Annotated in this window: 28 protein-coding genes and 1 riboswitch; of the genes, 9 read left to right on the forward strand and 19 right to left on the reverse strand. The window is 41.0% G+C overall.

The annotated features are described in order from the left end of the window. The first annotated feature begins 104 nt into the window (after positions 1-104). From QMF37_RS10115 to mnhG, 7 genes are read left to right on the forward strand one after another with little or no spacing between them, the layout of a single operon-like run. The gene (locus QMF37_RS10115; protein ID WP_283478236.1) at positions 105-2,519 is read left to right on the forward strand and encodes a Na+/H+ antiporter subunit A; all 2,415 of its coding nucleotides are present in this window, start codon (positions 105-107) and stop codon (positions 2,517-2,519) included. Next, complete coding sequence (locus tag QMF37_RS10120; protein WP_058385850.1) at positions 2,506-2,928, forward strand: Na(+)/H(+) antiporter subunit B; 423 nt, start codon at positions 2,506-2,508, stop codon at positions 2,926-2,928. The genes QMF37_RS10115 and QMF37_RS10120 overlap by 14 nt, the downstream gene beginning before the upstream one ends. Further along, a complete protein-coding gene (locus QMF37_RS10125) occupies positions 2,928-3,275 on the forward strand; it encodes a Na(+)/H(+) antiporter subunit C (RefSeq protein WP_058385851.1) in 348 nt (115 codons plus the stop codon). Before QMF37_RS10120 ends, QMF37_RS10125 begins: the two co-directional genes overlap by 1 nt. Beyond that, positions 3,268-4,749 (forward strand): Na+/H+ antiporter subunit D, encoded by a 1,482-nt coding sequence (locus QMF37_RS10130; protein WP_078080247.1) that lies wholly within the window; start codon positions 3,268-3,270, stop codon positions 4,747-4,749. The genes QMF37_RS10125 and QMF37_RS10130 overlap by 8 nt, the downstream gene beginning before the upstream one ends. 7 nt (positions 4,750-4,756) lie before the next feature. Next, positions 4,757-5,236, forward strand: a complete 480-nt coding sequence (locus QMF37_RS10135; RefSeq protein ID WP_058385852.1) for a Na+/H+ antiporter subunit E — start codon at positions 4,757-4,759, stop codon at positions 5,234-5,236. Continuing rightward, on the forward strand, positions 5,233-5,514 hold the full coding sequence (locus QMF37_RS10140; protein ID WP_058385853.1) for a Na(+)/H(+) antiporter subunit F1: 282 nt from the start codon (positions 5,233-5,235) through the stop codon (positions 5,512-5,514). The genes QMF37_RS10135 and QMF37_RS10140 overlap by 4 nt, the downstream gene beginning before the upstream one ends. Beyond that, positions 5,462-5,881, forward strand: a complete 420-nt coding sequence (mnhG, locus tag QMF37_RS10145) for a monovalent cation/H(+) antiporter subunit G (protein ID WP_349307302.1) — start codon at positions 5,462-5,464, stop codon at positions 5,879-5,881. The genes QMF37_RS10140 and mnhG overlap by 53 nt, the downstream gene beginning before the upstream one ends. 42 nt (positions 5,882-5,923) lie before the next feature. Here mnhG and QMF37_RS10150 read toward each other — a convergent pair whose 3' ends face one another. The 7 genes from QMF37_RS10150 to QMF37_RS10180 all read right to left on the reverse strand — a co-directional run bounded on the left by QMF37_RS10150 (position 5,924) and on the right by QMF37_RS10180 (position 11,550). Beyond that, positions 5,924-7,417 (reverse strand): leucyl aminopeptidase, encoded by a 1,494-nt coding sequence (locus QMF37_RS10150; RefSeq protein WP_078080246.1) that lies wholly within the window; start codon positions 7,415-7,417, stop codon positions 5,924-5,926. 240 nt (positions 7,418-7,657) lie between these two features. After that, positions 7,658-7,987: a YuiB family protein gene (locus QMF37_RS10155; protein ID WP_058385856.1), complete on the reverse strand. Its 330-nt coding sequence runs from the start codon at positions 7,985-7,987 to the stop codon at positions 7,658-7,660. A gap of 549 nt (positions 7,988-8,536) precedes the next feature. Further along, complete coding sequence (locus QMF37_RS10160) at positions 8,537-8,662, reverse strand: YuiA family protein (RefSeq protein WP_169793156.1); 126 nt, start codon at positions 8,660-8,662, stop codon at positions 8,537-8,539. Positions 8,663-8,796: 134 nt separating this feature from the next. Then, a complete protein-coding gene (locus QMF37_RS10165) occupies positions 8,797-9,297 on the reverse strand; it encodes an NUDIX domain-containing protein (RefSeq protein WP_071153795.1) in 501 nt (166 codons plus the stop codon). A 118-nt stretch (positions 9,298-9,415) separates the two neighbouring features. After that, complete coding sequence (locus QMF37_RS10170) at positions 9,416-10,630, reverse strand: NAD(P)/FAD-dependent oxidoreductase (RefSeq protein WP_058386933.1); 1,215 nt, start codon at positions 10,628-10,630, stop codon at positions 9,416-9,418. Positions 10,631-10,805: 175 nt separating this feature from the next. Next, the gene (locus QMF37_RS10175; protein ID WP_058385859.1) at positions 10,806-11,168 is read right to left on the reverse strand and encodes a HesB/IscA family protein; all 363 of its coding nucleotides are present in this window, start codon (positions 11,166-11,168) and stop codon (positions 10,806-10,808) included. 145 nt (positions 11,169-11,313) lie between these two features. Next, on the reverse strand, positions 11,314-11,550 hold the full coding sequence (locus QMF37_RS10180) for a NifU family protein (protein WP_008429467.1): 237 nt from the start codon (positions 11,548-11,550) through the stop codon (positions 11,314-11,316). Positions 11,551-11,632: 82 nt separating this feature from the next. Here QMF37_RS10180 and QMF37_RS10185 point away from each other — a divergent pair, with 82 nt between their 5' ends. Further along, positions 11,633-11,959, forward strand: coding sequence for a YuzD family protein (locus QMF37_RS10185; RefSeq protein ID WP_071153794.1), 327 nt, complete (start codon positions 11,633-11,635; stop codon positions 11,957-11,959). A gap of 124 nt (positions 11,960-12,083) precedes the next feature. On the opposite strand, the gene QMF37_RS10190 is transcribed toward QMF37_RS10185, so the two are convergent. Further along, positions 12,084-13,151, reverse strand: a complete 1,068-nt coding sequence (locus tag QMF37_RS10190; protein WP_071153793.1) for an NAD(P)/FAD-dependent oxidoreductase — start codon at positions 13,149-13,151, stop codon at positions 12,084-12,086. A gap of 152 nt (positions 13,152-13,303) precedes the next feature. Here QMF37_RS10190 and QMF37_RS10195 point away from each other — a divergent pair, with 152 nt between their 5' ends. Next, positions 13,304-13,540, forward strand: coding sequence for a YuzB family protein (locus QMF37_RS10195; protein ID WP_058385862.1), 237 nt, complete (start codon positions 13,304-13,306; stop codon positions 13,538-13,540). Between the two features lie 128 nt (positions 13,541-13,668). Here the strand turns inward: QMF37_RS10195 and QMF37_RS10200 are convergent, their stop codons facing one another. The 11 genes from QMF37_RS10200 to sufB all read right to left on the reverse strand — a co-directional run bounded on the left by QMF37_RS10200 (position 13,669) and on the right by sufB (position 24,879). Further along, entirely contained in the window at positions 13,669-14,442 is a 774-nt protein-coding gene (locus tag QMF37_RS10200) for a TIGR01457 family HAD-type hydrolase (protein WP_283478245.1), read from the reverse strand. Further along, a complete protein-coding gene (locus QMF37_RS10205; protein WP_071153791.1) occupies positions 14,432-14,887 on the reverse strand; it encodes a DUF86 domain-containing protein in 456 nt (151 codons plus the stop codon). Before QMF37_RS10205 ends, QMF37_RS10200 begins: the two co-directional genes overlap by 11 nt. Positions 14,888-14,971: 84 nt before the next feature. Further along, positions 14,972-15,298 carry a YutD family protein gene (locus QMF37_RS10210; RefSeq protein WP_058386934.1) on the reverse strand — a complete coding sequence of 109 codons (327 nt, stop codon included), beginning with the start codon at positions 15,296-15,298 and terminating at the stop codon, positions 14,972-14,974. Positions 15,299-15,312: 14 nt separating this feature from the next. After that, positions 15,313-16,236 (reverse strand): lipoyl synthase, encoded by a 924-nt coding sequence (gene lipA / locus QMF37_RS10215; RefSeq protein WP_071153790.1) that lies wholly within the window; start codon positions 16,234-16,236, stop codon positions 15,313-15,315. Positions 16,237-16,379: 143 nt separating this feature from the next. Then, positions 16,380-16,511, reverse strand: coding sequence for a methionine/alanine import family NSS transporter small subunit (locus QMF37_RS10220; protein WP_143039520.1), 132 nt, complete (start codon positions 16,509-16,511; stop codon positions 16,380-16,382). 15 nt (positions 16,512-16,526) lie between these two features. Then, the gene (locus QMF37_RS10225; RefSeq protein WP_058385866.1) at positions 16,527-18,047 is read right to left on the reverse strand and encodes a sodium-dependent transporter; all 1,521 of its coding nucleotides are present in this window, start codon (positions 18,045-18,047) and stop codon (positions 16,527-16,529) included. A gap of 194 nt (positions 18,048-18,241) precedes the next feature. Next, positions 18,242-19,816, reverse strand: coding sequence for a Na+/H+ antiporter NhaC family protein (locus tag QMF37_RS10230; protein WP_283478252.1), 1,575 nt, complete (start codon positions 19,814-19,816; stop codon positions 18,242-18,244). Positions 19,817-19,925: 109 nt separating this feature from the next. Further along, positions 19,926-20,106, reverse strand: a riboswitch (Lysine riboswitch). Positions 20,107-20,177: 71 nt separating this feature from the next. Further along, a complete protein-coding gene (locus tag QMF37_RS10235; RefSeq protein WP_283478253.1) occupies positions 20,178-21,521 on the reverse strand; it encodes a bifunctional metallophosphatase/5'-nucleotidase in 1,344 nt (447 codons plus the stop codon). A gap of 12 nt (positions 21,522-21,533) precedes the next feature. Next, positions 21,534-22,361, reverse strand: a complete 828-nt coding sequence (locus tag QMF37_RS10240) for a sulfite exporter TauE/SafE family protein (protein ID WP_071153786.1) — start codon at positions 22,359-22,361, stop codon at positions 21,534-21,536. Further along, positions 22,361-23,221, reverse strand: coding sequence for a DUF72 domain-containing protein (locus QMF37_RS10245; RefSeq protein ID WP_283478257.1), 861 nt, complete (start codon positions 23,219-23,221; stop codon positions 22,361-22,363). Before QMF37_RS10245 ends, QMF37_RS10240 begins: the two co-directional genes overlap by 1 nt. Positions 23,222-23,481: 260 nt before the next feature. Then, positions 23,482-24,879: a Fe-S cluster assembly protein SufB gene (sufB, locus tag QMF37_RS10250; RefSeq protein WP_058385871.1), complete on the reverse strand. Its 1,398-nt coding sequence runs from the start codon at positions 24,877-24,879 to the stop codon at positions 23,482-23,484. Between the last annotated feature and the right edge of the window lie 16 nt (positions 24,880-24,895).

Here is a 24,895-nt window from a genome sequence, read left to right on the forward strand (position 1 = left end):
AGCTGATCTTGGTCCATTAGTAGACGGGCGGTGCAAATCCACTCGATTTGCGTTATAATTTCTAATTAGAAACTCATCACGTTTATGCTGGAAGGAGGATTCATTTGTCATTTGTGTTTTTAATCTTTGTACCTTTGCTTGCAGCCTTGTTCATTCCGCTGTTATTTAAGAAATTCGGAAGGATTCACACCGGCTGGTTTGTTTTAGTCGTTCCCGTTATTTTATTCACTTACTACGTCTCATTGCTTCCCACAACGATTAGTGGAGGCAATTTAGTTTCTGAATTCCAATGGATCCCTTCACTTGATATCGCCTTTGTAGCGTATATCGACGGATTGAGCCTGCTGTTCACGTTATTGATTACAGGCATTGGCGCTTTAGTCGTGCTTTACTCTATTTTCTACTTGGACAAACATCGCGAACAATTACATAACTTTTACGTTTATTTATTGATGTTCATGACGGCAATGCTCGGTATTGTTCAAAGTGATCATTTAATCACTCTTTATCTGTTTTGGGAGTTAACTTCGATTTCATCTTTCCTACTGATTGGTTATTGGTATACTCGTGATCGTTCAAGATTTGGTGCCTTAAAATCAATGATGATTACCGTTTTCGGAGGATTGATGATGCTCGGTGGTTTCGTGCTACTGAGTATTATGGGTGATACATATTCGATACGCGAATTAATTCCACAAGCAGCTGAACTCGTAACGCATGATTTCTTTATTTGGGCGCTCGTTCTTGTGCTGCTCGGAGCATTTACAAAATCTGCGCAGTTTCCATTTTACATTTGGCTTCCAGATGCGATGGAAGCGCCTACTCCTGTTAGTGCGTACTTGCACTCAGCGACTATGGTCAAAGCGGGCTTGTATTTAGTGGCACGACTGACGCCTGTGTTTGCGATATCCGGTACATGGATGTGGCTAGTCGCTGGCGTTGGATTGTTTACCATGTTCTGGGGCTCGTTTTTCGCCTTGAAACAAAAAGATTTAAAAGGGATTCTCGCATTCTCGACCGTTTCTCAACTGGGTTTGATTATGTCGTTACTCGGAGCTTCGGCTGCTGGTTATCATGTTGACAACATTGCTGAGACGACATTCAAGTATGCTGGATTCGCAGCGATTTTTCATTTGATTAACCACGCGGTCTTTAAAGGCAGTTTGTTCATGATTGCTGGTATCGTCGATCATGAAACCGGCACACGGGACATTCGCAAACTTGGTGGTCTCATGAGCCTAATGCCGATCAGTTTTACCGTAGCTATGATTGGGGCTTTCTCTATGGCAGGCTTGCCTCCATTTGGTGGATTCCTTAGTAAGGAAATGTTTTTGACTGCCATGCTGTCATTAACGGAATTTGATTTGTTTTCCATGGACGTTTGGGGCATCTTATTCCCTGTTGTCGCTTGGCTGGGCTCGGTATTTACATTTATCTACAGTTTCTATTTTGTTTTCCACACATTTGCTGGCGAACACAAGCCGGAACAATTGCCAAAACCTGCTCATGAAGCACCCATTGGCATGCTGATTTCACCTGTTTTTTTATCACTTCTTGTTGTGGTCATTTTCTTTATCCCAAACCTTGTCGGTGACTGGCTCGTGAAGCCAGCTGTTTTGGCGATGCAACCGTTTCTTTATACATCGCCGGATGAAATTAACATTCATGTTGAAGCATGGCACGGACCTACGCCTGAGCTGTTTATGACGCTTGGAATTGTTGCTATTGGATTCTTGATGTTCTGGACGTTGAGCAAATGGCAGAAGAGCTATGATCTTTTCCCAGATACGTTAACGTTGAATGCTCTGTATGACAGTGTCATGTTCATGAGCGATACGGGAGCAAACCGTTTTTCAAGACTTTACATGACTGGCTTTATCCGTTCGTATTTGGTGTATATGTTTAGTTTCGTCATATTCATTGTTCTTGGAACTTTATTCTTAACGGATGCTTTTGCTATTGATTTTACGAACCTTGCACCCGTTGGATTTTATGAAGTCGTGATTTTAATCGCATTAGTTGGCTCGACACTTACCATTCTTTTCTCTAAGTCTAGACTGACAGGAATTATCGCACTTGGTGCTGTCGGTTATTCAGTAGCGTTATTCTTTGTTATTTTCCGTGCTCCTGATTTGGCTTTAACACAACTTGTTATTGAAACAATTTCTGTTGCTTTGTTCTTGCTGGCGTTTTACCATCTGCCACAGATCAGTCGGAAAGAAGAACGGATGCGCTTCCGTTTTGGAAATGCACTTGTGGCAATAGGTGTTGGAGTGACGGTAACGTTGGTTGCCTTGTCTTCTCTATCACAAAAAGCTTTGCCTTCGATTTCCGAATTCTATAAAGAAACGGTTTATAAAGAAGCTGGCGGTGGAAATATCGTCAATGTGATTTTAGTTGATTATCGTGGGTTTGATACTTTGTTTGAAATTGCTGTATTAGGTATTGCGGGTATCGGTATTATTACGATGATTAAACTACGCTTGACGAAAAAGGAGGATCAGCATGAGAACAAATGATGTAATGCTTCAAACGGCCACAAAAGTAGTGACCTTCATCATTTTGATGTTTGCTGTCCACATTTTCTTTGCAGGACATTATACACCAGGTGGCGGATTTGTTGGTGGGCTGTTAACTACCAGTGCAATTGTGCTATTAATGCTCGCTTTTGATATTGAAACGGTGAAAAAAATACTGCCGATCAATTATGTAACAATGACAGCAATCGGCTTGCTGTTGGCACTTGCTACAGCTTCTGCCTCTATCATCTTTGATGTTCCTTTTTTCACACATGCTTACGATTATTTTGATTTACCGCTTTTTGGTAAAACTTCTCTGCATTCAGCAATGCTGTTTGACGCAGGGGTTTACCTGGTTGTTGTCGGTGTAACGATGACCATTATTCAAACGATTGGAGAGGATGAATAATGGAAATAATTATGTCGGTTGCCATTGGATTTCTCTTTATGGCAGCTGTTTACTTAATGCTTTCGAAGAGTTTGATACGTATCATTATCGGAACGGGATTGCTGAGTCATGGCGCCCATCTTTTACTTTTAACTATGGGGGGACTTGGAGGAAACTCTCCTCCTGTCGTAGCCGATGGCGTCAGTGTCAGCGATTATGCAGATCCCTTGCCACAAGCTTTGATTTTGACAGCCATTGTCATTTCATTTGCTGTTACATCATTTTTCCTAGTGCTCGCCTACCGCTCTTATCAGGAACTCGGTACCGACAATATGGATTTGCTGAGAGGAACTGAAGATTATGAGTAATTTACTCCTTTTTCCAATCATCATTCCGTTGTTTTTTGCTGCTATCCTGATGATGTTCCCGAAAAACTTGAAACTTCAGCGCACGTTAGCTGCTGTTGGAGCTGGAGCAGCTTTACTTTCTGCTCTTGTGCTAGTAGCAAAAGTTAATACAGCTGGTGTTCAAGCGGTAACGCTTGGCAGTTGGCCGGCACCATTCGGTATTTCTATGGTGTCCGATCCGTTATCTGCCTTACTGGTGGTCACGTCTTCGATTATTACATTGTTTGTTATTTTTTATAGTTTTCCAACTATTGGCATCAAACGCGAACAATCTTTCTATTATCCAGCTGTGTTATTTTTAATGGTTGGTGTTAACGGTGCTTTCACGACTGGAGATATTTTCAACTTATTCGTTTTCGTCGAAGTGTTGCTAATGGCTTCTTATACATTAATCGTTCACGGCGGCGAGAAACCACAGTTGCGCGAGTCCATCAAATACTTATTGGTGAACATCATTTCATCTGCCTTGTTTGTAGCAGCTGTTGCTTTTCTTTACTCTGTTACTGGCACGTTAAATATGGCGGATTTGGCGGTCAAGATTCCACAAATAGAAGAAACAGGCATTTTGACTGTGATTGCTGTGATGTTCCTAGTTGTCTTTGGATTTAAAGCCGCTATCTTTCCCTTGTACTTCTGGCTACCGGGGTCTTACTATGCACCTCCGATTCCGATACTTGCATTATTCGGTGCTTTGCTGACAAAGGTTGGCGTCTATGCCATCATGCGTACATATACTTTATTCTTTACGATGAATATCGGCTTTACGCATGAATTACTTGGCATTATTGCCATCCTGACAATCCTTGCTGGATGCATTGGCGCTCTCGCTTACTTTGATGTTAAAAAAATCATTATCTATAACATCATTATCGCTGTCGGTGTTATTTTGTTCGGAATTGCGCAGTTAAATCAACCAGGTATTGATGGCTCTATTTTTTACCTGATTCATGATATGTTGATCAAAGCTGCCTTGTTCTTCCTTGTTGGAATTGTTGCGGTCCTTTTTGGCACAACAGACTTGCGACAAATGGGCGGATTGATTAAAACTTATCCAGTTTTAGGCTGGGTTTATCTGGTCACTGCATTTGGGTTAGCGGGTATTCCGCCACTCAGTGGATTCCCAGGAAAACTTTTAATTGTTCAAGGTGGATTTGAAGGCCCGCAGTTTTGGGGCAGTATTATTATTCTAGCAACTAGCTTAATTGTGTTGTTGAGTGCTGTGCGTATTTTTGTCTACGCTTTTTGGGGAGAACCGGTTGAAACCGTTCCTCTAAAAAAATCAGTTTTCAATCAAATGTTCATTCCAACAGTTGTCCTTGTGGCCCTGACAGTGGCGTTCGGGGTCGGTGCGGAACTCTTCATGCCGCTCATTTCAGGCGCGGGTGAAGTGCTGCTGAATCCATCCATCTATATTGATGCGGTATTAAAGGAGTAGGTACCCTATGGCTTTACAAATATTATTGAATTTCTTCCTAGCCTTTGTTTGGATGTTTATGACCGTGTCCTTTAGTCCTTCAGGATTTGCAATTGGTTTCTTGGTGGGCCTTGGCATCATCATCTTAATGCGACGATTCTTTTCACACAGACTTTATACAGCAAGAGCATGGGCGATTATCTCGCTATTCCTCTTGTTTCTTAAAGAGCTTTTTCTATCAAGCGTTCAAGTTTTGTGGATTGTTATCAAACCGTCTATGAACTTAAAGCCCGCTATTTTTGAACTAGAAACAAAATTGACGGAGGACTGGGAAATTACTCTCTTATCCGCTTTGATTACGTTAACACCCGGAACACTGGTTGTCGGCATATCCGACGACCAGAAAAGGCTGTACATCCACGCGCTCGACTTTGATGACATCGACAATGCAGTTAACTCCATCAAAGATACATTCGAACGGGCCATTTTGGAGGTGAGCCGCCCATGATAATGTTTTACTGGGTTTCACTAATTATCGTCAGCATCGGATTTACTGGACTGCTTTTTCGGCTCGTCAAAGGACCGACAATCGCAGATCGCGTAGTAGCCCTTGATGCTATTGGAATCTCGCTCGTTTCAATCATCGCTTTGCTGTCATTGATTATCGAAACAGAATTCTTTTTAGAAATCATTTTGCTGTTAAGTATTTTGTCCTTTATCGGGACTACCGCTTTTGCGAAATTCCTTGAGAGAGGAGAGATTTTCGATCGAAACAATCATCATTAACATTGTCATCATTGTATTAATGAGCACAGGCGTCATTTTTAGCGTAGTAACGGCATTGGGACTTATTCGCTTGCCAGACGTTTATACGCGCACGCACGCTGCCTCTAAGAGCTCGACACTGGGTGTCCTTTGTGTATTGCTCGCTGCTTTTATCCATTTTTGGTTAATCGAAGGCATTTTCAATACACAATTGATTATCGCGATTGCTTTCTTGTTTATCACTGCTCCTGTAGGTGGACATTTAATTGGACGTGCTGCCTATATGTCTGGCATTAAAGTTACCGAAGAAACGGTACGTGACGACATGAAGGATGCAGTAAAAGAAGCAAAACAAGAACTAAGAGATCGTAAACCAACAGAATTATAAAACAAGCCTGCAGGCACTTTGTCTGCAGGCTTGTTTTATAATTTATTGTTCGTCTGCCATCTTCTCAACTAACATAGCCAGTGTTCTAACCATGGCACCCGTACCACCTTTTGGTCCAAGATCGTGAGCTCCATCTGCATCAGAAGTACCCGCAATATCCAAATGAATCCAAGGCGTGTCTCCTGCAAATTCTCCAACAAATCCCCCACCGAAAATCATATGACCATCGCGTCCCGGTGAATTATTCAAGTCTGCCACATTGCTTGTTCGTATGCGTTTTTTATCGCTTTCTGTTAATGGCAAGCGCCAAACAAATTCTCCACTTTCCAGCGATGCTTCAAGGAAAGTCTCAAAAAATGATTCATCGTTTGTTAAAGCGCCAGTTTTGTCTTTGCCTAATGCGACAATAACTCCACCAGTCAATGTTGCCACATCCACAATGCGTGTTGCGCCCAGTTGCTTCGCATAACTAACAGAATCTGCTAGTACTAAACGGCCTTCTGCATCGGTGTTGAGGATTTCAATGGTTTTGCCACTCATCGAAGTGATCACATCATCTGGTTTAAAGGCATTACCAGAAATCATATTGTCGGTTGATGCAATAACGGCAATGACGTTTTGCTGTGGCTGCAATTCACCAATAATTTTCATGGCGCCAAGAACTGCAGCAGCTCCACCCATGTCGCCTTTCATCCCTACAATGCCGTCTTTTGGCTTGATTGAATAGCCACCTGTATCAAAGGTAATTCCTTTTCCGACAAGTGCCAGTGGGTCTTCAAAGCCTTCTGTTGCCTTGTACTTCAAAACAATGAGGCGTGGCTCTTCGACTGATCCTTGATTGACCGCAAGAATCGCGCCCATGCCCAGTTCTTCAAGTTCCGCTTTTCCTAAAATGTCGGTTTCAAAGCCATAAGCTTCTCCAAGTTCACGTGCATATTCACCCATTGCTGTTGCAGTCAAAACGTTTGCTGGCATATTAACAAGCGTTCGCGCTTCATTGACAGACTGTCCGAAAATAGTGCCTACAGTAGCTGCTGCTTCGACGTCTTCTTGTACTTCTTCTGCCAATAAAGTCAAAGTTTCTAACTCTACTTGCGTTTCATTTGATGTCGTTTTGTAATCATCAAAGCGGTAGCCACCCATTGTAATGGCTTCTGCTGCTAAAAAGGCAACATCTTCAGTGGTGATTCTTTCATTTTCAAACGATTCCATATAAATTGCCGCATGTTTTATCTTTTTCTTGGCTAATTCTTTGCCGACCAATCCGAAGCATGATCGGAGGTCTTCTTCAGTTAACTTTTTGCGATCATTCAATCCGACAAATAAAACACGTGGAATCGCTCCTGAAAGTGTGGGATAGGTAATTAATGATTTCAAATCAAATGATAGATCTAGTTTGATCCACTGTTCTAATTTGCCATCAAAGCGCTTAGTGAATTCACTCCACCCTTTGCTGTTTTCGGGATGTCGGTTTAGACCGACGATCAGGATATCAGCTTTACTGTCGTGCGAATGTTGCTGTAGATTGATTTGCATGTAATTCCTCCTTTTTACGTTCTCTTCCAGTGTAGCATTTAATTCGAAATTCGAGTAGTTCGTGTAACGAAGGAAAACATGCTACTGTTATTGTCTAGGATACATCAGGACAACACATTACACAGAAAGGCTGTATCACCGTGTTTATGGTTATTACTTTAAAACGTTTTTCACTTACAAACAACAACTTAACACAACCAAAAAATCGCCAATCCGGATGACCAGATTGGCGATTTCTTATTAAAACATTTGGTAACCCATTTTACGCAAAATTTTCATAATGAACCCTGACGTAATGGCTCCTGCCCAACCAGCAAGTAAGACAGCAAGATCACTGCCTGTCATGGAAGTAATGGTATCTCCTAGCATCGAAAAAGATTCACCCGGATTCGTGAAATAATCAAAAATACCGACATCATCCACAACTAGCAAGATAACGACGGGATAAACAATCCCCATCAACCAAGTCATGCGAAGCAGCATGTTCAACAAAAAGCCGATTCCGAAAAACATAACATAAAAAAGCAACATAGAAATAATTAATTGCACAATTGTAAATGAACTGTTCATCAACTCTAACCTCCGTTATTCCTTTCATCAGTTTACCCGAAAAAACAAAGGCTTTCAATCCAACAGAACAGAGTTCATCGCTTTGTCACTTATGACCGAAATGCGGAAGCGGCCGCTTAGCTCCGACAGGCGTTAGTTGAACTGGCCGTGTGGCATTTCTTCAGCCACACTGCTAGTTCGGCTTACGTCCCGAGGAGTTGGCCGGTGGAACTGAACAATGCGAAATGCGGAAGCGGCCGCTTAGCTCCGACAGGCGTTAGTTGAGCTGGCCGTGTGGCATTTCTTCAGCCACACAGCTAGTTCGACTTACGTCCCGAGGAGTTGGCCGGTGGAACTGAACAATGCGAAATGCGGAAGCGGCCGCTTAGCTCCGACAGGCGTTAGTTGAGCTGGCCGTGTGGCATTTCTTCAGCCACACGGCTAGTTCGGCTTACGTCCCGAGGAGTTGGCCGGTGGAGCTGGACAATGCGAAATGCGGAAGCGGCCGCGTGCTCCGATTCTAAAAAAAAGCAATCGGCATGACTCAACCGATTGCTCTTAACGTGCAGCTTATTTTTTTCCTGAACCCGAACAGCAGGAGCACGTTTCTGAACCACCCAGTCGTAATTGAAAATATCCTTGACCTGAGCAATAAGAGCATTGATCAACGTTTGTAGCCTTTTTGAAGATCGTCATTCGAAACACCTCCTTCTGTTCTTGTTTGTAATATTCTGATAATATAGCACGATGCTTATTAGAGTGCAAGCTAAAAAATAAATGTAACCGCTGTCATTCAAAAAAATATTATTTTCTCGATTTACCTGAAGCATCTACTCTTTTTTAAAAAAGAGTTTGTAGTCCGAATAGCCAAATACTTTACCTGGATCTACGTTCTCAATTGGTTCTAACCCATCTTCTAGTACGTAAGAAACCATTTCTTTAAGCATCACAGAAGCCTCTGCATCATTCGATAATTCTGCAGGCATTAACCAATCTGCTGAATACAATTCGGCTAACTGTGCACGAATTGGCTGTTTTTCATTTTTTGCTTTCAATAAAAAAATGGCCATGTTGTCACTAACTTTTCCTTGAATAACGCCTGAACGAAAACCAATCATCCTGACTACTTCACATTCAATGCCCGTCTCTTCTTTAACTTCTCTTAAGGCAGTTTGGTCAATCGTTTCAGTGCCCTCCACAAATCCCGCTGGAAGCGACCACTTCCCGTGCAGTCCGCCATATCTTTTTTTCACGACTAGCCACTGACCTTCGGAATTTACAACAAGTGCAGCCGCTCCTAGCCAAACATTTCCTCGTTTATTAGTTGCCATGACCATTCTCCTTTTTACTTACATTAGACCAGTCTGTGATACAGACTATCTAAAAACACAATAAGCCCTATCAAGGTACAAAAAAAGCTCCCCGCTAAGGGAGCTTAAACTGTTTATCTTATAAAACGTTGAATTTACCTTTTTTCAAAACAAGCATAGGTCCGCCAATCATGAACAATGCGCGGTTATCAATCATTTTTTTCATGAATGACGCTCTTTTACCTGTTACTTTTTTGCCGAAGACAACACCAATTGCATCGTCATCACCAAGTGAACAAACTGTTCCTTTTAGATCTGGAACAAATTCAATCGTTGTTTCACCATTCATCAATGCTTTCAGGTTTTTCGCTACGCTTTCACCTTGTTGCATAGCAATCTGTGCAGTTGGTGGGAATGGACGATTCGTTTCTTCGTTGATCATTAATGCACAGTCACCAATAATGAAAACATCATCGTATCCTGGAGCACGCAAATCTTTATCGACTTTAACGCGAGCGCGCATGTTTTCGATTGGAGTGGCTTCGATCAAACGGTTACCACGGACACCCGCAGCCCAAACGACCGTACCAGCTTTGATGAATTCAAATTCGTCATCGCCTTTTTTAATTTTAACGCCTTCTGGAGTCGCTTCTACAACAGGTGTACCAATTGAGAATTCGATTCCTTTAGACTCTAGATGACCTACTGCATAGTTGACAAGCTCTGGATCAAATCCAGGCAATACCATTGGTGCAGCTTCTACACAAACAACACGCACTTTTTCACGTGGCACGTCAAACTCTTTGCAAAGTTCAGGTACGCGGTTCGCTAATTCACCAAGGAATTCAATTCCTGTAAATCCAGCTCCTCCGACAATAATCGTCAAACGGCTATCATCTTTAACAGGCTCTGCAGACCATGTAGCAAATTGGAATTCAATATGCTCACGAATATAACGTGCAGCTTTTACGTTGGCAATAGATAACGCATATTTATCGAGGCCTTCAATTCCGAAAGTCTCTCCTTCAAAGCCAAGCGCAATAACAATGTAATCATATGTGAATTCACCATTGTCTGTAGAAACTTTTTTACCTACTACATCAATTGCTTCAACAGTTGCTTGTACAAATTTTACTTTCACGCCATCAATAACATCTTTGATATCGTAACGCACTTGTTCTGGAAGCAAAGTTCCTGCAGCAGCTTCATGGAGCCAAGTACTTTCATAATGATATTCATTTTTGTTGATTAATGTAATGTCCGCAGCATCTGTGCCAAGAACTTTTTGCAAGTTTACTACAGTAGTCAATCCACCGTAACCTGCTCCTAATACTAATATTGACGGTCTTTTCAACACAATCGCAACCACCTTCAAGTCATTTTTTAATCGAATATCGACAAAGCCTTTTAGCCTTGACGCCCCGATAAACACCTATCCTCTATACTAGACCTAAACCCTTCTGATTTCAACTGAATAATGTGTTTATACTAATCCTGTCCATAATAAAAAGCCGGTTTGTCACCGACTTTTAACAATTTTCTGGAGTACCTGCTTTTTTAGCTGTTCGGAAGGAAGTTCCACAGCCACATGATGCAATGGCATTGGGATTTTCTATTGTGAATCCACCACCCATTAATGACTGTTTATAATCAACTACTGTACCTTGTAAAATCGGTGCGTCTTCTTTAGCAATTAGAATGGGAATTCCAAATTGCTCATACCGATCATCTGCTTCACTTTTGGTTTTTTCAAACCCCATACCATATGTCAATCCGCTGCATCCGCCGCCTTTAACAGCAACACGCAAAAAGGATCCTTCTTCTTCGTTGTGACGCATCATTTCTTTAATTTGGAATGAGGCTGCTTCTGTAATTTCTACTACTTCTGTCAATCTGATCACCTTCCTCTAACTCTATCATAGCAATCATTTCTATCATTGTTCAAGCCGTTAACCTTAAATTAAAATGCTATCGAACTAAGAATAATTACTTCCATTTATTTATATAGAAAAAGAGACCTAAAAAGGTCCCTTAGCATTAGAATACTTGTTCTACTTCTACAATTCCAGGAACTTCTTCCACTAACGCGCGTTCAATTCCTGCTTTTAATGTAATGGTCGAGCTTGGGCAGCTTCCGCATGCGCCGAGCAGACGAAGTTTTACGATGCCATCCTCTATATCAACAAGTTCACAGTCTCCACCGTCACGCAAAAGGAATGGACGTAATTTATCTAAGACTTCCATTACTTGATCTTCTAGCAAAGCTTCAGTCATTTATATCGACTCCTTTCATTATAATCATTATAATGTGATTAGCAGGAAAAAGCCACTAATGAATTCACAGGGGGTCCAAATTATGAAGAAACAATTATCGATAGAAGTCTACGGAACCGATGTTATTTGCGCAAGTTGTGTCAATGCACCTTCGTCAATTGATACGTATGAGTGGCTAGAAGCCGCCATCTCAAGAAAATACAAAGATCAGCCATTTTCAATTACCTATATCGATATTGAGAAACCAATTGAGCTAGACCACCAAAAAGATTATGCACAACGCATTATGGACGATGAATTTTTTTATCCTTTAGTAGTAGTTGAAGGTGAAGTTGTTGGAGAAGGTTATGTACAACTAAAACCTGTTTATCGTGAACTTGAAAAACATGGTTTTTCAGAAGTTGAATAAAAATGAGTAAAGGGTTTGGAATAGCCATATTCCAAACCCTTTTTCTTTAGCCATTTACTCTCTTTCATAAAAAACTGTAGACAACTCGAACGAGTTAAGTTTGCCTACAGTCAACATGCTTTAATTAGCCGTTATGCCATTTGTACATCCACAATACGCCGGATTTCATTAAACGAGCAATACGACCAGTAACTGTGCGATCTGCTAAGTAAGCAAATCCTTGTTTTTTCCCTAAAGAACCTAGGAAGCCTTTTAGTTTAATTTCAGGCATTGTTTCAGGCAACGCCTCGCCTTTCCATGTTGCTTTCAATATTTTAACGATTTGCTCTGCTTGTTCTTCTGCTAGCTGTGCAGAAGGTGCCATTGGCAAGGCAGCACAGTCTCCTACCACATAGACATTGCTGTTGTTCGGCAGTTGATGATATTGATTGATGACTACGCGTCCACTAGCATCACTTGCCAACCCTAAATCACGGACTGGCTTGACAGGCTGAATGCCTGCAGTCCAAACAACTGCATCAACAGGAATCGTTTCTTCATGATTATGCAGTAACTTTGGTTCTACTTGTGTGATATTCGAATTCGATACCACATCTACGTTATGTTTTTCAAACCATTTTCTAACGAAATCACTCAAACGTTCTGGGAAATCACGTAAGATTCGTGGACTCCGGTCAAACAATTTAATATTCAAGTCTTTCCGACTTTCACGCAGTTCACTGGCTAGTTCAATCCCACTAAGACCTGCGCCTACTACACCAACTACAGCACCAGCAGGCAGTCCTAATAACTGTTGATACGTAGCACGTGACTTACCAATCGTCTGAATGCTGTAAGTAAATTCTTCAGCTCCTGGTACGTTGTGGTATTTGTCTTCGCACCCTAAACCGATTACTAAGTCATCGTAGGCTATGCGTTCTCCATTCTCCATAAAAATACATTTTTCTTGAAGGCCGATTTCCAGTATTTCTCCGTTAACTACTGTTAGGCGTTCGTGTTCTGGAAACGGTACGCGGACTTCATGGTCTGACTCTGTACCAGCAGCTAACGCATAAAATTCCGTCTTCATGCTGTGGAATGGTGTCCGGTCTATCAAAATTATTTCGGTATCCTGTGGAAGGCTTGACGGCAACAAGCGGAGCAAAATCCGCATATTGCCATAACCGCCTCCAAGTAAGACTAATTTTCTCATAAAAATCTCCTTTAACTTTCATCTGTCAGATCAATTTCTCACATATGAGTATAGCTGATTGTGATAACTTTCACAATGCTTTCACCAGAAATCAATTAATTGACTCCGGCCACAAAAAAAGGTAGGATTTCGTTGTAGTGAGGTGACTTAGAATGAAACCAATTGTTGAATTTTGCATTAGTAATATTGCCAATGGTGCACAAGATTCTTTTGAAAAACTCGAACGAGATCCCAATCTCGATGTTTTGGAATACGGCTGTTTAAGCTATTGCACAAAATGTTCCGAGTCTTTGTACGCACTTGTTAACGGAGAAATCGTCGAAGCAGACTCTCCCGATGAGTTGACGAAAAAAGTTTACGAATTCATAGAGGAAAACCCATTATTTTAAGCCGTTCAAAAACGGCTTTTTTCAGTATATGGAGAAATTGGAACACTTAATTTCTTGGCGCTAAACGACTTAACCCGGCGATGCGGCTTTGTGCTGCATCGCCGGGCTTTTTCTTTTGGCAGTTGTTTTTATAGCTCCCAAAACCCTAGATTTTCAATTGTAAAGCTTGGTGGATGTTCTTTTTTCAATACATAATCTGTGCTACTAACACCTGTATTAACGTGAATGGTATCAATGCCAAAGCGTATGCCCGCTTGAATATCCGTATCATAGTTGTCTCCAATCATCACCATTTCGCTTTTTTCAAAACCCGATTCATGTTGGATGGCTTCTAACATATGAATTTCTGGCTTGCCAATAAACACAGGCACTCTATCTGTCGAAGCAGCTACCATTGTTGTGAATGCGCCATTTCCTGGCAAAAATCCTTGTTCAGAAGGAAAAGCCAGATCTTGATTTGTTGATAAAAAAATAGCTCCTTTGCGAATTTCTAAACAAGCGGTTGCTAATTTATCATACGTAACATTTCGATCAAGTCCCATTAATACGATGCCGGCTTGTTCTTCTACTCGTTCAAGCCCTTCTTGATGCAAGGCTTGATCTAAGCCGTGAGAACCAACTGTGTATACAGTCTTTTTTGGATACCACCGTTTAATGTATTTGGCTGCTGCAATTGCGGAAGACATAATACGTTCTTTTTTAGCAGCAATCCCAAAGCCCGCCATTTTGTCTTGGAGTTGCTGTTGCGTCATAGATGCGTTATTCGTAATAAAAAAAGGTTCAATCCCCCGTTGTTGCAGGCGTTTAACAAAGTCTACCGCTCCTTCAACCGCTTCAGTTCCCCGATAAATGGTTCCGTCTAAATCTAGGCAATATGCTTGATAGTGTTTTCTACTTGTCATCATTTGTCTCCGGTATAAACGCTGAAACTGGACCTAATTCATGAACAAGGTAATGCTCGACTCTCGGTCCAAACGCTTTCAATGATTCAAGATTCGCATCAAGTGCTGCGATAATTTCTTGTTGATCTACTTTCATAAACTCTCGAACTAACATTTTTCGCAAAGCAATGACATCCTTAAACGGCTGATCCATGTCTGCTGTAATTACTTTTTCATCAACTAAAATATCGATTATGTCATCATAACTTCCAGGGTCACGCATAATAAAGCCATCAATCATCGAGTTACCGACATCAATGATCGACTCAATAATGTTTGCCCCGACACGTTCTAGCGCAAGTAAGTCATTAAATGACGTCCATTGCTGCTTTTTTTCGTAAAATTCCAATAAAGCATTCATGTACTGAATCGTTTCAGTAATTTTTCTGCGGTCAATAAAATACATAAAAATACCCTCCAATAGGCGTTTGAAAATCCTCAATTTCTTTCTTTATCATATCATATTGCCCCAAAAAAACCCCCTTGCGGATTACACATCCGCTTCGGGGGTTTGCTGTTCGGGTTCTTCAATTAAAGGAGCTGCTTTTCCACCTTTTTTTATAACGAAATAAGCGCAACCAAAATTACAGTACTCGTAAAGATAATCCTGTAAAGTACTAATTTTTGTATCATAGGTTGCTTTGTGGTTCGTGTCTTCAAAAAAGCCTTTCAACCGCAACTGTCCATAGCCCCAGTCTCCCAAAATATAATCATATTTCGACAAAATTTCGCTATAGCGTCCTGTTATGGCCTCCTCTTTGAATCCTTCTCGGTGATCTATTAATATGTCGTATTCCCATTGATCCAATGTAATCATTTTTCCACCATCCATTAGCTGTTTGTAGCAGCTGCTTGCACTTCTCCGAGGCGCTGACGCTCTTTAGCAGCTGCATTGACTTGCTCATCCGCATGGTAGCTGCTTCGAACCAAAGGGCCTGCCTGGCAATGCGAAAACCCTTTAGTCATCGCAATCTCCCAAAATTCTTTAAATTCCTTTGGCGAATAATATTTTTGTACCATTAAGTGTTTTTTCGAAGGCTGAAGGTATTGACCGATTGTCATGATATCGACATCGTTCGCACGTAAGTCATCCATCACCTCAATAATTTCTTCTTTTGTTTCCCCCAAGCCGATCATTAATGAGGATTTTGTTGGAATTTCCGGATGCATTTCTTTTGAACGTTTTAACAGTTCCAGTGATCGGTCGTACTTAGCACGCGCTCTGACTCTTGGTGTTAAACGGCGTACCGTTTCTATATTATGATTTAAAATATCCGGTTTTGCATCCATTAGACGTTCCAGATTTTCATAGACTCCACCCATATCAGACGGCAAGACTTCGACTGTTGTAAATGGATTGGCACGTTTAATCGCACGGATTGTTTCAGCAAAAACAGCTGAACCTCCATCTTTTAAATCGTCTCGTGCAACTGCTGTAATGACTGCGTGTTTGAGATTCATCATTTTTACAGAGGCTGCCACACGTTCAGGTTCTTGAAGATCCAATTCATTCGGTAGTCCTGTTTTGACTGCACAAAAACGGCAGGCTCTTGTACAAACAGCACCTAAAATCATAAAGGTAGCGGTTCTCCGGGTTCCCCAACATTCGTGGATATTTGGACATTTCGCTTCTTCACAGACGGTATTGAGGTTATTTTCTCTCATCATCTTTTTTAAATCTGTATAGTTTTCATTGGTGTTGAGTTTGATCTTTAACCAATCGGGTTTTCTAAGATGCTCTTGTTTTGTTGACATGCACATCGTCCCCTGTCTATCTGATTTGTGAATGGAATCCTATTGTACTCCAAATGTATCATAAAGGTTTGCTCCTCACAAGTTCACGTCTCTCTTTAAAGACATGAAAAAGCCCAGAAACCAAAAGTTTCTGGGCTTGTAAATTATACGTTATTTGCAGCATTTTTCGACTTGTTCTTTTTGCTGCTACTGACTGCGTGAATGATGCTAGCAGCCAAGCCACCCCAAATAATGACCATGCCGATAATCATTACCACAATTGAACTTACAGTCATATGATACTCCTCCTTTTAATTGCGCTCGTCATATTCTCCCTGTTCTTTATGCCATTTTGCAAGAGAGAATAGAACTCCGAAAATGATTGCAGCGGAAGCAACTGCTACGCCTCCTGATAAGGTAAACATATCTGAGTACCCTTCGTAGTTTCCAGTTTCAGTATCAAACTCTTTCAGAATGTTTAGCTTGAGTAAACCGAACATCATATAACCTAAAACGATTGGTGTAATGATGCCGAGACTGAATTTCCACCAGCCACCCAAATGAATATCCGAGATTTCGTTAGCATGTGCTTTAAGTGTATCTGCTTTGCGGAACACCCAAACGACTAGCACCACTTCTACTAGACCGATTGCTGCAACACCAAATTGGTTGATAAAGTAATCTGCAAGATCCAAGAAGAACAATCCGCCTTGTGTTGCAAAGAGAATTGAAATCAATGCTGCAAGTCCGCCTCCGAAAAGAACAGATTTTCTACGAGAAATACCGAACTTCTCAGAAAACCCAGCGACATAAGTTTCAGTAATTGACATCAAAGACGTCAATCCAGCGAGTGTTAACGACAAGAAGAACAATACGCCGAACAATCCGTTGAATCCTGGAAATTCATTGATAATTTGTGGGAATACCACAAATGCCAATCCAACACCGGCTGTTGCTACTTCACTTACTTCAACACCTTGTTGCGATGCCATAAACCCAAGAGCTGCGAAAACACCGATACCAGCTAATAATTCAAAGCTTGAGTTGGCAAAACCTGTGATAAAAGCGTTATTTGTAATGTCCGACTTTTTAGGAAGATAGCTTGAGTACGTAATCATAATGGCAAATGCGACAGATAAACTAAAGAATATATGTCCATAAGCTGCGACCCAAACCGACGGATCCATAATAGCGCTAAAATCTGGTTGGAAGAATGCTTCTAGTCCTACCAATGCCCCGTCCAGTGTAACTGCACGAATAACTACTGCCAAGAAAATGACGACTAAAGTTGGAATGAAAATCCGGTTAGCCACTTCAATTCCTTTTTTCACTCCTGCAAGCAAAATTCCGAGTGTAATGACCCAGACCAGCACTAGAGGAATAAATACGCCCCAAACAATTCCACCTGTTTGCCCTGGGCTAACTGTCAGTTGCAAAAATTCATTGAATAAGAAATCTTGTGTATCTGTGCCCCATGCCTGATTGATTGAAAATATAGTATAGCGCATTGCCCAAGCGATAATAACGGCATAGTACACAGATATAATGAAGGACACAAATACTGCCCACCAACCAAGCCATTCTAGTTTTTTACCACCCATTCTAAAGAATGATAATGGTGCAGAACCTCGGTACTTATGACCAATCGTAAATTCAAGGATTAAAATTGGTATACCGGCAGTTAATAATGCAAATAGATATGGTATGAAAAAGGCACCCCCACCATTTTCAAAGGCAACATACGGAAAACGCCAAATGTTACCTAAACCTACTGCAGAGCCGACAGCTGCCATGATAAAGCCGGCACGTGTACCCCATTGCGAACGTTCCATCACTCTTCCCCCTCTGTATTCCCATTCTATTTACATAAAAATAGGAATTTTGTTTGTTTTCAGATTATTAACTAATCTAAAAATAGTATACCGAGAGAGCGCTTTAATGTAAAGACGATTTCACAATATAATTCGAAAAAACTATTGCAGCAAAAGTAAAAAGACAGAGAAATAGCTTCTCTGCCTTGATTTCATTATATATTTTGTTGTTTTTCAATAATAGTTGTTCGTTGTGACCAGACAACAAAGAGAACGGCTAACACGGCTAAGACTACGCCTAACGAAATCAATAGCGAACCAGTGAAACCTATGACAATGTACCCAATTGCAGCAATACCTGCAGCGGTTAACGCATACGGTATCTGAGTTAAGACATGGTCCATATGATTGCTTCCCGCTCCTGTCGAAGACAAGATCGTCGTATCGGAAATCGGTGAACAATGATCACCAAAAACCGCTCCTGCTAACACTGCTGATAACGCTGGCAATAATAAGGATGGGTCAGCCTCAATCATAATTGTACCGGCAATCGGTAATAAAATACCGAAAGACCCCCACGATGTTCCTGTAGAAAAAGCCATAACACCCGCTAACACAAACAGTAAAACGGGAAGAATAGCTGTCGGAACATTGCCTTCAGACACAACGCCTGCTAAATATGCACCCGTTTCAAGTAACCCGATCAAAGAAGTCAGCGACCAAGCAAAAATCAAAATTAGCACTGCACCCATCATTGATTTGATACCTGCCCAAATGCCTTTGCCAATCCAGCCCACATTAGCTGTTTCGTTCTTTTTCATTTGCATAACGTATAAGATAATGGACGTTAATGCGCCTAGCACACCACCTGTTAATAAGGAAGCTGGCACATCCGTATTTTCAAAAATCAACCAAATATCAAATACTTGATCTGCGTTCTGATAGCCCGTCCAAATCATTGCTCCTACTGTACCAACGATCAACAATAAAATTGGTAGTAATAAATCTCTCACATGTCCATGTGAATGAGTTGGAAAATCTTCTTTCATTTCACCTGGAATGGTTTTGTTAGGATCAAAAAGTTGACCTTCCGTAATCGCAAGCACTTCATGTTTTTTCATTTCACCAAAATCAACATCACGAATAGCAACAAAAAAGACAATAGCTAGAGAAGCGACTACATAAAAGTTCATCGGTGCCATCCATAAGAAAGCTTCTAATGCGGAATATTCAACAAAAGTTTGTCCTGCTAAAATCGTCGCAATAATCCCAATAATTGCAGCTCCCCAACTTGATACGGGAGAAACGACACAAACAGGCGCAGCAGTCGAATCGATAAAGTATGCGAGCTTAGCGCGTGACACTTTGTAACGATCAGTAATTGGACGTGCAACTTGTCCTACAGCTAAAGCATTGAAATAGTCATCGATGAAGATCACAATTCCAAGAACTACTGTCAGAACCTTCGCCCCTCTTCGCGACTTGATACGTGTGGAAGCCCATTCAGCGAAAGCATGACTGCCTCCTGATAAACTAACGAATGCTGTAATAATGCCAAGCAACAACAAGAAAAGAATGATAAAGACGTTATAAGCATTGAAACCTTCATTCCAAAAAATAATCGTAAATGATGTTACAAGCTCTTGTAAGGCATCAAGTGGTGCAAACCATGTCAATATTACAGCTGCTGCTACAATACCGGTACCTAGCGACAATAGCACACGACGCGTTAAAAGTACCATAACGATTGCAATAATCGGCGGCAAAATCGAAAAAATTGTATTCTCCATAAAAACTCCTCCTAATTTTTGATGGGTGAAAAATGAGATAAAAAAAGCCGACCTCTCCAATTGGATAAAGTCAGCCTTCTACAATTCGTCTGTGCATTAGAACATCAAACAACCCTGTAGCTCCCCATTTAAGCTGTTGCTCAAATGACAGTGACATTCTTATTTAGAATGACCCCAATCCATCTTCTTAGACCTAGAAAATCGATTTCGGCAAAACTTCCTTTCAGATGCGTTCAACGCGGTCAAACTCGCGCATCTTACTGATCAGTCCTGCAGCCTCTACCCACCAATATATATTTCTTTATTAGCATAGCCCAAAATCACCATAAAATCAACTGCGTTTATATTCCGAATAGGCCTTCTACTTCAAGGCTTTGCTATGAAAATACTCGCTAAACACATCACGCAGAAACTCTGGCATAAAATATGTCTTAGCCGCTCTTTTTAAGCTTGGGAAAAAGTAGCCAAACGTTAACATGTCTAACGTAACCAACCGGTAAGTTTGATCGTGCACTGCTAGTTGCCCATTGATATAAAACCGGTGATTCATAATTTCCATATTCAAATGAATCATCTTGCCAAATACCGCGCCGCGGAATCCCATTCCTTTTAACTCGAGCTGTGGCCATTCTGAGTTCAAAGACTGCAAATAAATCTCCTTTAACTCTGCTCCGCTTAGCTCGACAAGACAAGGGTTGATTGGATGAGGCAACATTTGATGAAAGTTGTAGCGAGTCATCGCACCTTTTGCCATATCTTCCATAAATATTCCGGCATTAAATAACGCACAATCGGCTTCTGTAAATTCAATCAGCGCTTGTCCAAACAAAGTTGCCAGCTCTGAATCTTTAAACCACTTTGCTTTTAGCGTCTTGTCGCTATGAAAAACTAACTCGTTCATTTGTATTTTTCCCTGCTCGATTAGCAGTTCATCAAATCCTTCTTGTTCTTCGCGTAACCGAGACACTTCAACGAGTTGCGCAGTGGTTTTTTCAAATGCTTCTGCTACAGCAATATGACCAACGTAAAAACCGAATTTTCCTGCAGCACCTAGCAAAGTGTTCCCTTGCCATTTGCCTTCATGAAAAACATGATGCGTATGTGCCCCCAAAATAATATTGATTTGTGGACAAAGATCCACCAATAACTCGTCTTCTTTAATGCCAAGATGTGATAAGCAAATAATTAAATCCGTGTGTTCTTCAATTTCTTTTACTGCTTGAATAATAGATTCTTTGGCATCTGTAAGTCGCCAACCCAGTTTATGATAAAAAGGTGTAAACTCTGCGGTTGCACCTACTAATCCAATCCGTGTTCCGTTTGTTGTACGGATAATATGATAGGGCTTAGCCCATTGAGGTCGATTGCCACGCAAATCAAATAAATTTGACACCACCACTTTAAAATCGGCTTGAACATACAAATCAGCAAGCTCTTCTTTTGACAGTGTAATGCCTTCGTTATTGCCAATCGTCACAGCATCGTATTGCGCTTCGTTTAGCAATTGCACATTGCCTTTGCCTGCTGTGCCTTCTGTATAAGGATGCGAACGATCAACATGGTCACCAATATCTAAAATAAGACAGACGTCGCCTTCTTCTTCGTGCCATCTTTTTCGTTCAGCTAAAAACGATTTAATCTGTGGCCAATTTGTAAAATGGCTATGCAAATCATTCGTATGATAAATATGAATAGTTTCACTCATGAAAACACCTCTTTAAGAACTAAATATTCCTTCGTAAATCGATCGCAACCCGAGAATCAAAAGGACAATACGCAAAATGGTCACCAGCATTTCCGAATTCAGGCGCTTGTTTAACTTCGCACCTATTTTCGCACCCATGTATGCACCTGGAACAACGGCTAGCGTATAAATCCATGGCACGTTTCCTAATGAGATATGGGTAACGGAGTTGACAAGTGCTGATAAAAACACCATAAACATAGACGTCCCAATGGCTACATGTGGTGGGAATAAGAACAATAAAATCATCGCAGGCACGATAATTGAGCCACCACCGATACCGAACAACCCTGAAGCCACTCCAACAAAAAAAGTTAATAACAAGGCAAACCAAATTGGATAGCCATAAATATATTCTTTATTTTGATTGTCTATAAACGTTGTTTTACGACCGTTGTCCACGAACCAGCGAACCGATTTGAGCCGGTCGCGCAACAGTAAAAGCAACGATAGAAAAACGAGAAGAATTCCGAAATACAGATTGAATGACGGCAAATCCAAGTTTTTATTAACAAAAGCACCAATGATTGTACCGGGTGCACTTCCTGCAAAGAAAATAAGTCCGCTTTTATAATCGACTGTTCGAACTTTCATATAAGCTAAAGTTGAAGACAAGCCTGTGAAAATCATCATGATGACTGATAAGCCAACAATTTTCTGAGGCGAAAGGTCCGGAAAAAATGCAAAACTGGTGCCTAGAAAAAGTAAAGCTGGAACCAGTATAACGCCACCACCAAGCCCTATCAATGCACCCACTATGCCAGAAGCCACTCCGACAAGTGCCATAACGATGAAAACCATTAAAATCCTCCTTCAAATAAATCCATTTGCTTTGGTGAAAGTCCGTCAAATGATAAATCATTCATATTCTGGAACTCTTTAGCGTCACCTGCTGCATGGCCTCCTGAGTTATTATTAAAAATCACGTAGATCGTTTCTGCTGTTTGCGCCAATAGATTTACAGCACGACTGATCTCGCCCAGTTCTTCTTTATTATAATCATAGAGATAACGAACTTCCCGCCAGTTTTGTCCATGCCCTGGATTTAGCCAGCCATGAACATTGCGACCGTGAATACGAAGTAGCACTTTGTCTGTTCTTGAAGAAATTGGAACCAGTGGAATTGAGCCATCTCCTGCCTGCGGTTCGTCACACACTGTGTGAATCAACTGATTATCCCGTAAGAAGTCCACGGTTTTTTCACTCATCCCATTGGCATACCAGGATTGATGACGAAATTCGATTGCCAGATCAAATTCTTTTAAACGCCCGGTAATCTCTCGAAGTTGATCGACATTGTCTTTTTGGCAATCAAACCACGGCGGAAACTGAAGCAGTACCATTGCCAGTTTCCCAGCTTCTTTTAATGGGCGAATGGATTTTCTAAACGCTTCAAACATGTCATCGCGTGAGTCAAATGGATTTTCTCCACGCAGATGTCCTGTCATTCCTTGATAAGCTTTTACTACAAACTGAAACGACTCTGGCGTTTCTTCCATCCACTTTCGAATATTTTTTTCCGGCTGAACTGCATAAAAGGAGGAATCCAATTCTACAATTGGAAAATGAGCACTGTAATCGATCAATTTATCTGTTTTCTTTGAGCCAGGGCTATAGACATCTGGATGATCTCCCCACCCCGTCAAACCTACATAAATCATCGTCCCGCCTCCATTTCTGGTTATTATTTTATGATAGCATAGAAAAAATAGAACGTCTTTTTTAAAGGGAGTTTCTTTAGATCAATTGAGAGTTTAGGGAGAAAATATTATTTTAGGTTACTAAGATAGCCGTCTAGTTAGAAGTATTTTAATTCCACCGAATAGCATAGGAAGCAATTAAATCTTACAAAACACAAAAAGACTGTCACCAAAAGTCATATTTCATGACCTTTTGGGACAGCCCGTTAGTTATTCGTCTATTAACCGATCGAGCCTTCCATTTCGAACTTGATTAAACGGTTCATTTCTACCGCATATTCCATTGGAAGTTCTTTCGTGAATGGTTCGATAAAGCCCATTACGATCATTTCTGTTGCTTCTTGTTCAGAAACACCACGGCTCATCAAGTAGAACAATTGCTCTTCAGATACTTTTGAAACTTTCGCTTCGTGCTCCAAAGAAACGTTATCGTTTAAGATTTCGTTGTATGGAATTGTATCAGAAGTTGACTGATTGTCCATAATTAACGTATCACATTCAATGTTTGAACGTGCGCCGTCCGCTTTACGTCCAAAATGAACGATTCCGCGATACGAAACTTTCCCGCCTTGTTTTGAAATTGATTTCGAAACAATTGATGAAGATGTATTTGGAGCCAAGTGAATCATTTTCGCTCCAGCGTCTTGATGCTGTCCTTTACCAGCGATTGCGATCGACAAAGTCATGCCGCGTGCGCCTTCACCTTTCAAGTAAATAGCTGGGTATTTCATTGTCAATTTCGAACCGATGTTGCCATCAATCCATTCCATTGTTCCGTTCGCGTCAACAAATGCACGCTTTGTTACAAGGTTAAAGACATTATTTGCCCAGTTTTGAATTGTCGTATAACGGCAATAAGCATCTTTTTTCACAATAATTTCAACAACAGCAGAGTGAAGTGAATTCGTTGTGTAAACAGGAGCTGTACAGCCCTCTACATAATGAACGCTTGCGCCTTCATCAACGATAATTAATGTACGCTCAAATTGGCCCATGTTTTCCGAGTTGATACGGAAATAAGCTTGAAGTGGAGATTCTACTTTAATGCCTTTTGGCACGTAAATAAATGATCCACCAGACCAAACTGCCGTATTCAACGCTGCAAACTTATTATCTGCTGCTGGAATTACTGACTGCCAATATTCTTTGAAAAGGTCTTCGTTTTCACGAAGAGCAGAACCGGTATCTTTAAAGATAATCCCCATGTCTTCCAATTCAACTTTCATGTTATGGTAAACAACTTCAGATTCGTACTGAGCCGAAACACCAGCCAAATACTTTTGCTCTGCTTCTGGAATACCTAACTTATCGAATGTGCGTTTGATTTCTTCAGGAACTTCATCCCATGAAGTTTGGCTCGCTTCTGATGGTTTTACGTAATACGTAATTTCATCAAAGTTTAGTGAACCTAAATCGCCGCCCCATTGTGGCATTGGCATTGAATAGAACAATTTTAATGCTTTCAGACGGGATTTTAACATCCATTCTGGCTCATCTTTAATTTTTGAAATTTCTCTTACAATATCTTCAGTCAGGCCACGTTTAGATCTAAAAACTGATACATCTTTGTCGTGGAACCCATATTTATAATCACCGATTTCCGGCATTTTTTTCGCCATCGTCGTTCCTCCGTTC

Origin of the sequence: Planococcus sp. S3-L1 (assembly GCF_030063085.1) — a bacterium.
Lineage (GTDB): Bacteria > Bacillota > Bacilli > Bacillales_A > Planococcaceae > Planococcus > Planococcus kocurii.

Excerpts from the sequence above, each read along its gene's own strand:
- QMF37_RS10120 (WP_058385850.1), top strand. The coding sequence starts at position 2,506 with ATGAGAACAAATGATGTAATGCTTCAAACGGCCACAAAAGTAGTGACC.
- QMF37_RS10125 (WP_058385851.1), top strand. The coding sequence starts at position 2,928 with ATGGAAATAATTATGTCGGTTGCCATTGGATTTCTCTTTATGGCAGCT.
- QMF37_RS10130 (WP_078080247.1), top strand. The coding sequence starts at position 3,268 with ATGAGTAATTTACTCCTTTTTCCAATCATCATTCCGTTGTTTTTTGCT.
- QMF37_RS10135 (WP_058385852.1), top strand. The coding sequence starts at position 4,757 with ATGGCTTTACAAATATTATTGAATTTCTTCCTAGCCTTTGTTTGGATG.
- QMF37_RS10140 (WP_058385853.1), top strand. The coding sequence starts at position 5,233 with ATGATAATGTTTTACTGGGTTTCACTAATTATCGTCAGCATCGGATTT.
- QMF37_RS10150 (WP_078080246.1), bottom strand. The coding sequence starts at position 7,417 with ATGCAAATCAATCTACAGCAACATTCGCACGACAGTAAAGCTGATATC.
- QMF37_RS10155 (WP_058385856.1), bottom strand. The coding sequence starts at position 7,987 with ATGAACAGTTCATTTACAATTGTGCAATTAATTATTTCTATGTTGCTT.
- QMF37_RS10160 (WP_169793156.1), bottom strand. The coding sequence starts at position 8,662 with ATGACGATCTTCAAAAAGGCTACAAACGTTGATCAATGCTCTTATTGC.
- QMF37_RS10165 (WP_071153795.1), bottom strand. The coding sequence starts at position 9,297 with ATGGCAACTAATAAACGAGGAAATGTTTGGCTAGGAGCGGCTGCACTT.
- QMF37_RS10180 (WP_008429467.1), bottom strand. The coding sequence starts at position 11,550 with ATGACTGAAGCTTTGCTAGAAGATCAAGTAATGGAAGTCTTAGATAAA.
- QMF37_RS10185 (WP_071153794.1), top strand. The coding sequence starts at position 11,633 with ATGAAGAAACAATTATCGATAGAAGTCTACGGAACCGATGTTATTTGC.
- QMF37_RS10190 (WP_071153793.1), bottom strand. The coding sequence starts at position 13,151 with ATGAGAAAATTAGTCTTACTTGGAGGCGGTTATGGCAATATGCGGATT.
- QMF37_RS10195 (WP_058385862.1), top strand. The coding sequence starts at position 13,304 with ATGAAACCAATTGTTGAATTTTGCATTAGTAATATTGCCAATGGTGCA.
- QMF37_RS10200 (WP_283478245.1), bottom strand. The coding sequence starts at position 14,442 with ATGACAAGTAGAAAACACTATCAAGCATATTGCCTAGATTTAGACGGA.
- QMF37_RS10205 (WP_071153791.1), bottom strand. The coding sequence starts at position 14,887 with ATGTATTTTATTGACCGCAGAAAAATTACTGAAACGATTCAGTACATG.
- QMF37_RS10210 (WP_058386934.1), bottom strand. The coding sequence starts at position 15,298 with ATGATTACATTGGATCAATGGGAATACGACATATTAATAGATCACCGA.
- lipA (WP_071153790.1), bottom strand. The coding sequence starts at position 16,236 with ATGTCAACAAAACAAGAGCATCTTAGAAAACCCGATTGGTTAAAGATC.
- QMF37_RS10220 (WP_143039520.1), bottom strand. The coding sequence starts at position 16,511 with ATGACTGTAAGTTCAATTGTGGTAATGATTATCGGCATGGTCATTATT.
- QMF37_RS10225 (WP_058385866.1), bottom strand. The coding sequence starts at position 18,047 with ATGGAACGTTCGCAATGGGGTACACGTGCCGGCTTTATCATGGCAGCT.
- QMF37_RS10230 (WP_283478252.1), bottom strand. The coding sequence starts at position 19,816 with ATGGAGAATACAATTTTTTCGATTTTGCCGCCGATTATTGCAATCGTT.
- QMF37_RS10235 (WP_283478253.1), bottom strand. The coding sequence starts at position 21,521 with ATGAGTGAAACTATTCATATTTATCATACGAATGATTTGCATAGCCAT.
- QMF37_RS10240 (WP_071153786.1), bottom strand. The coding sequence starts at position 22,361 with ATGGTTTTCATCGTTATGGCACTTGTCGGAGTGGCTTCTGGCATAGTG.
- QMF37_RS10245 (WP_283478257.1), bottom strand. The coding sequence starts at position 23,221 with ATGATTTATGTAGGTTTGACGGGGTGGGGAGATCATCCAGATGTCTAT.
- sufB (WP_058385871.1), bottom strand. The coding sequence starts at position 24,879 with ATGGCGAAAAAAATGCCGGAAATCGGTGATTATAAATATGGGTTCCAC.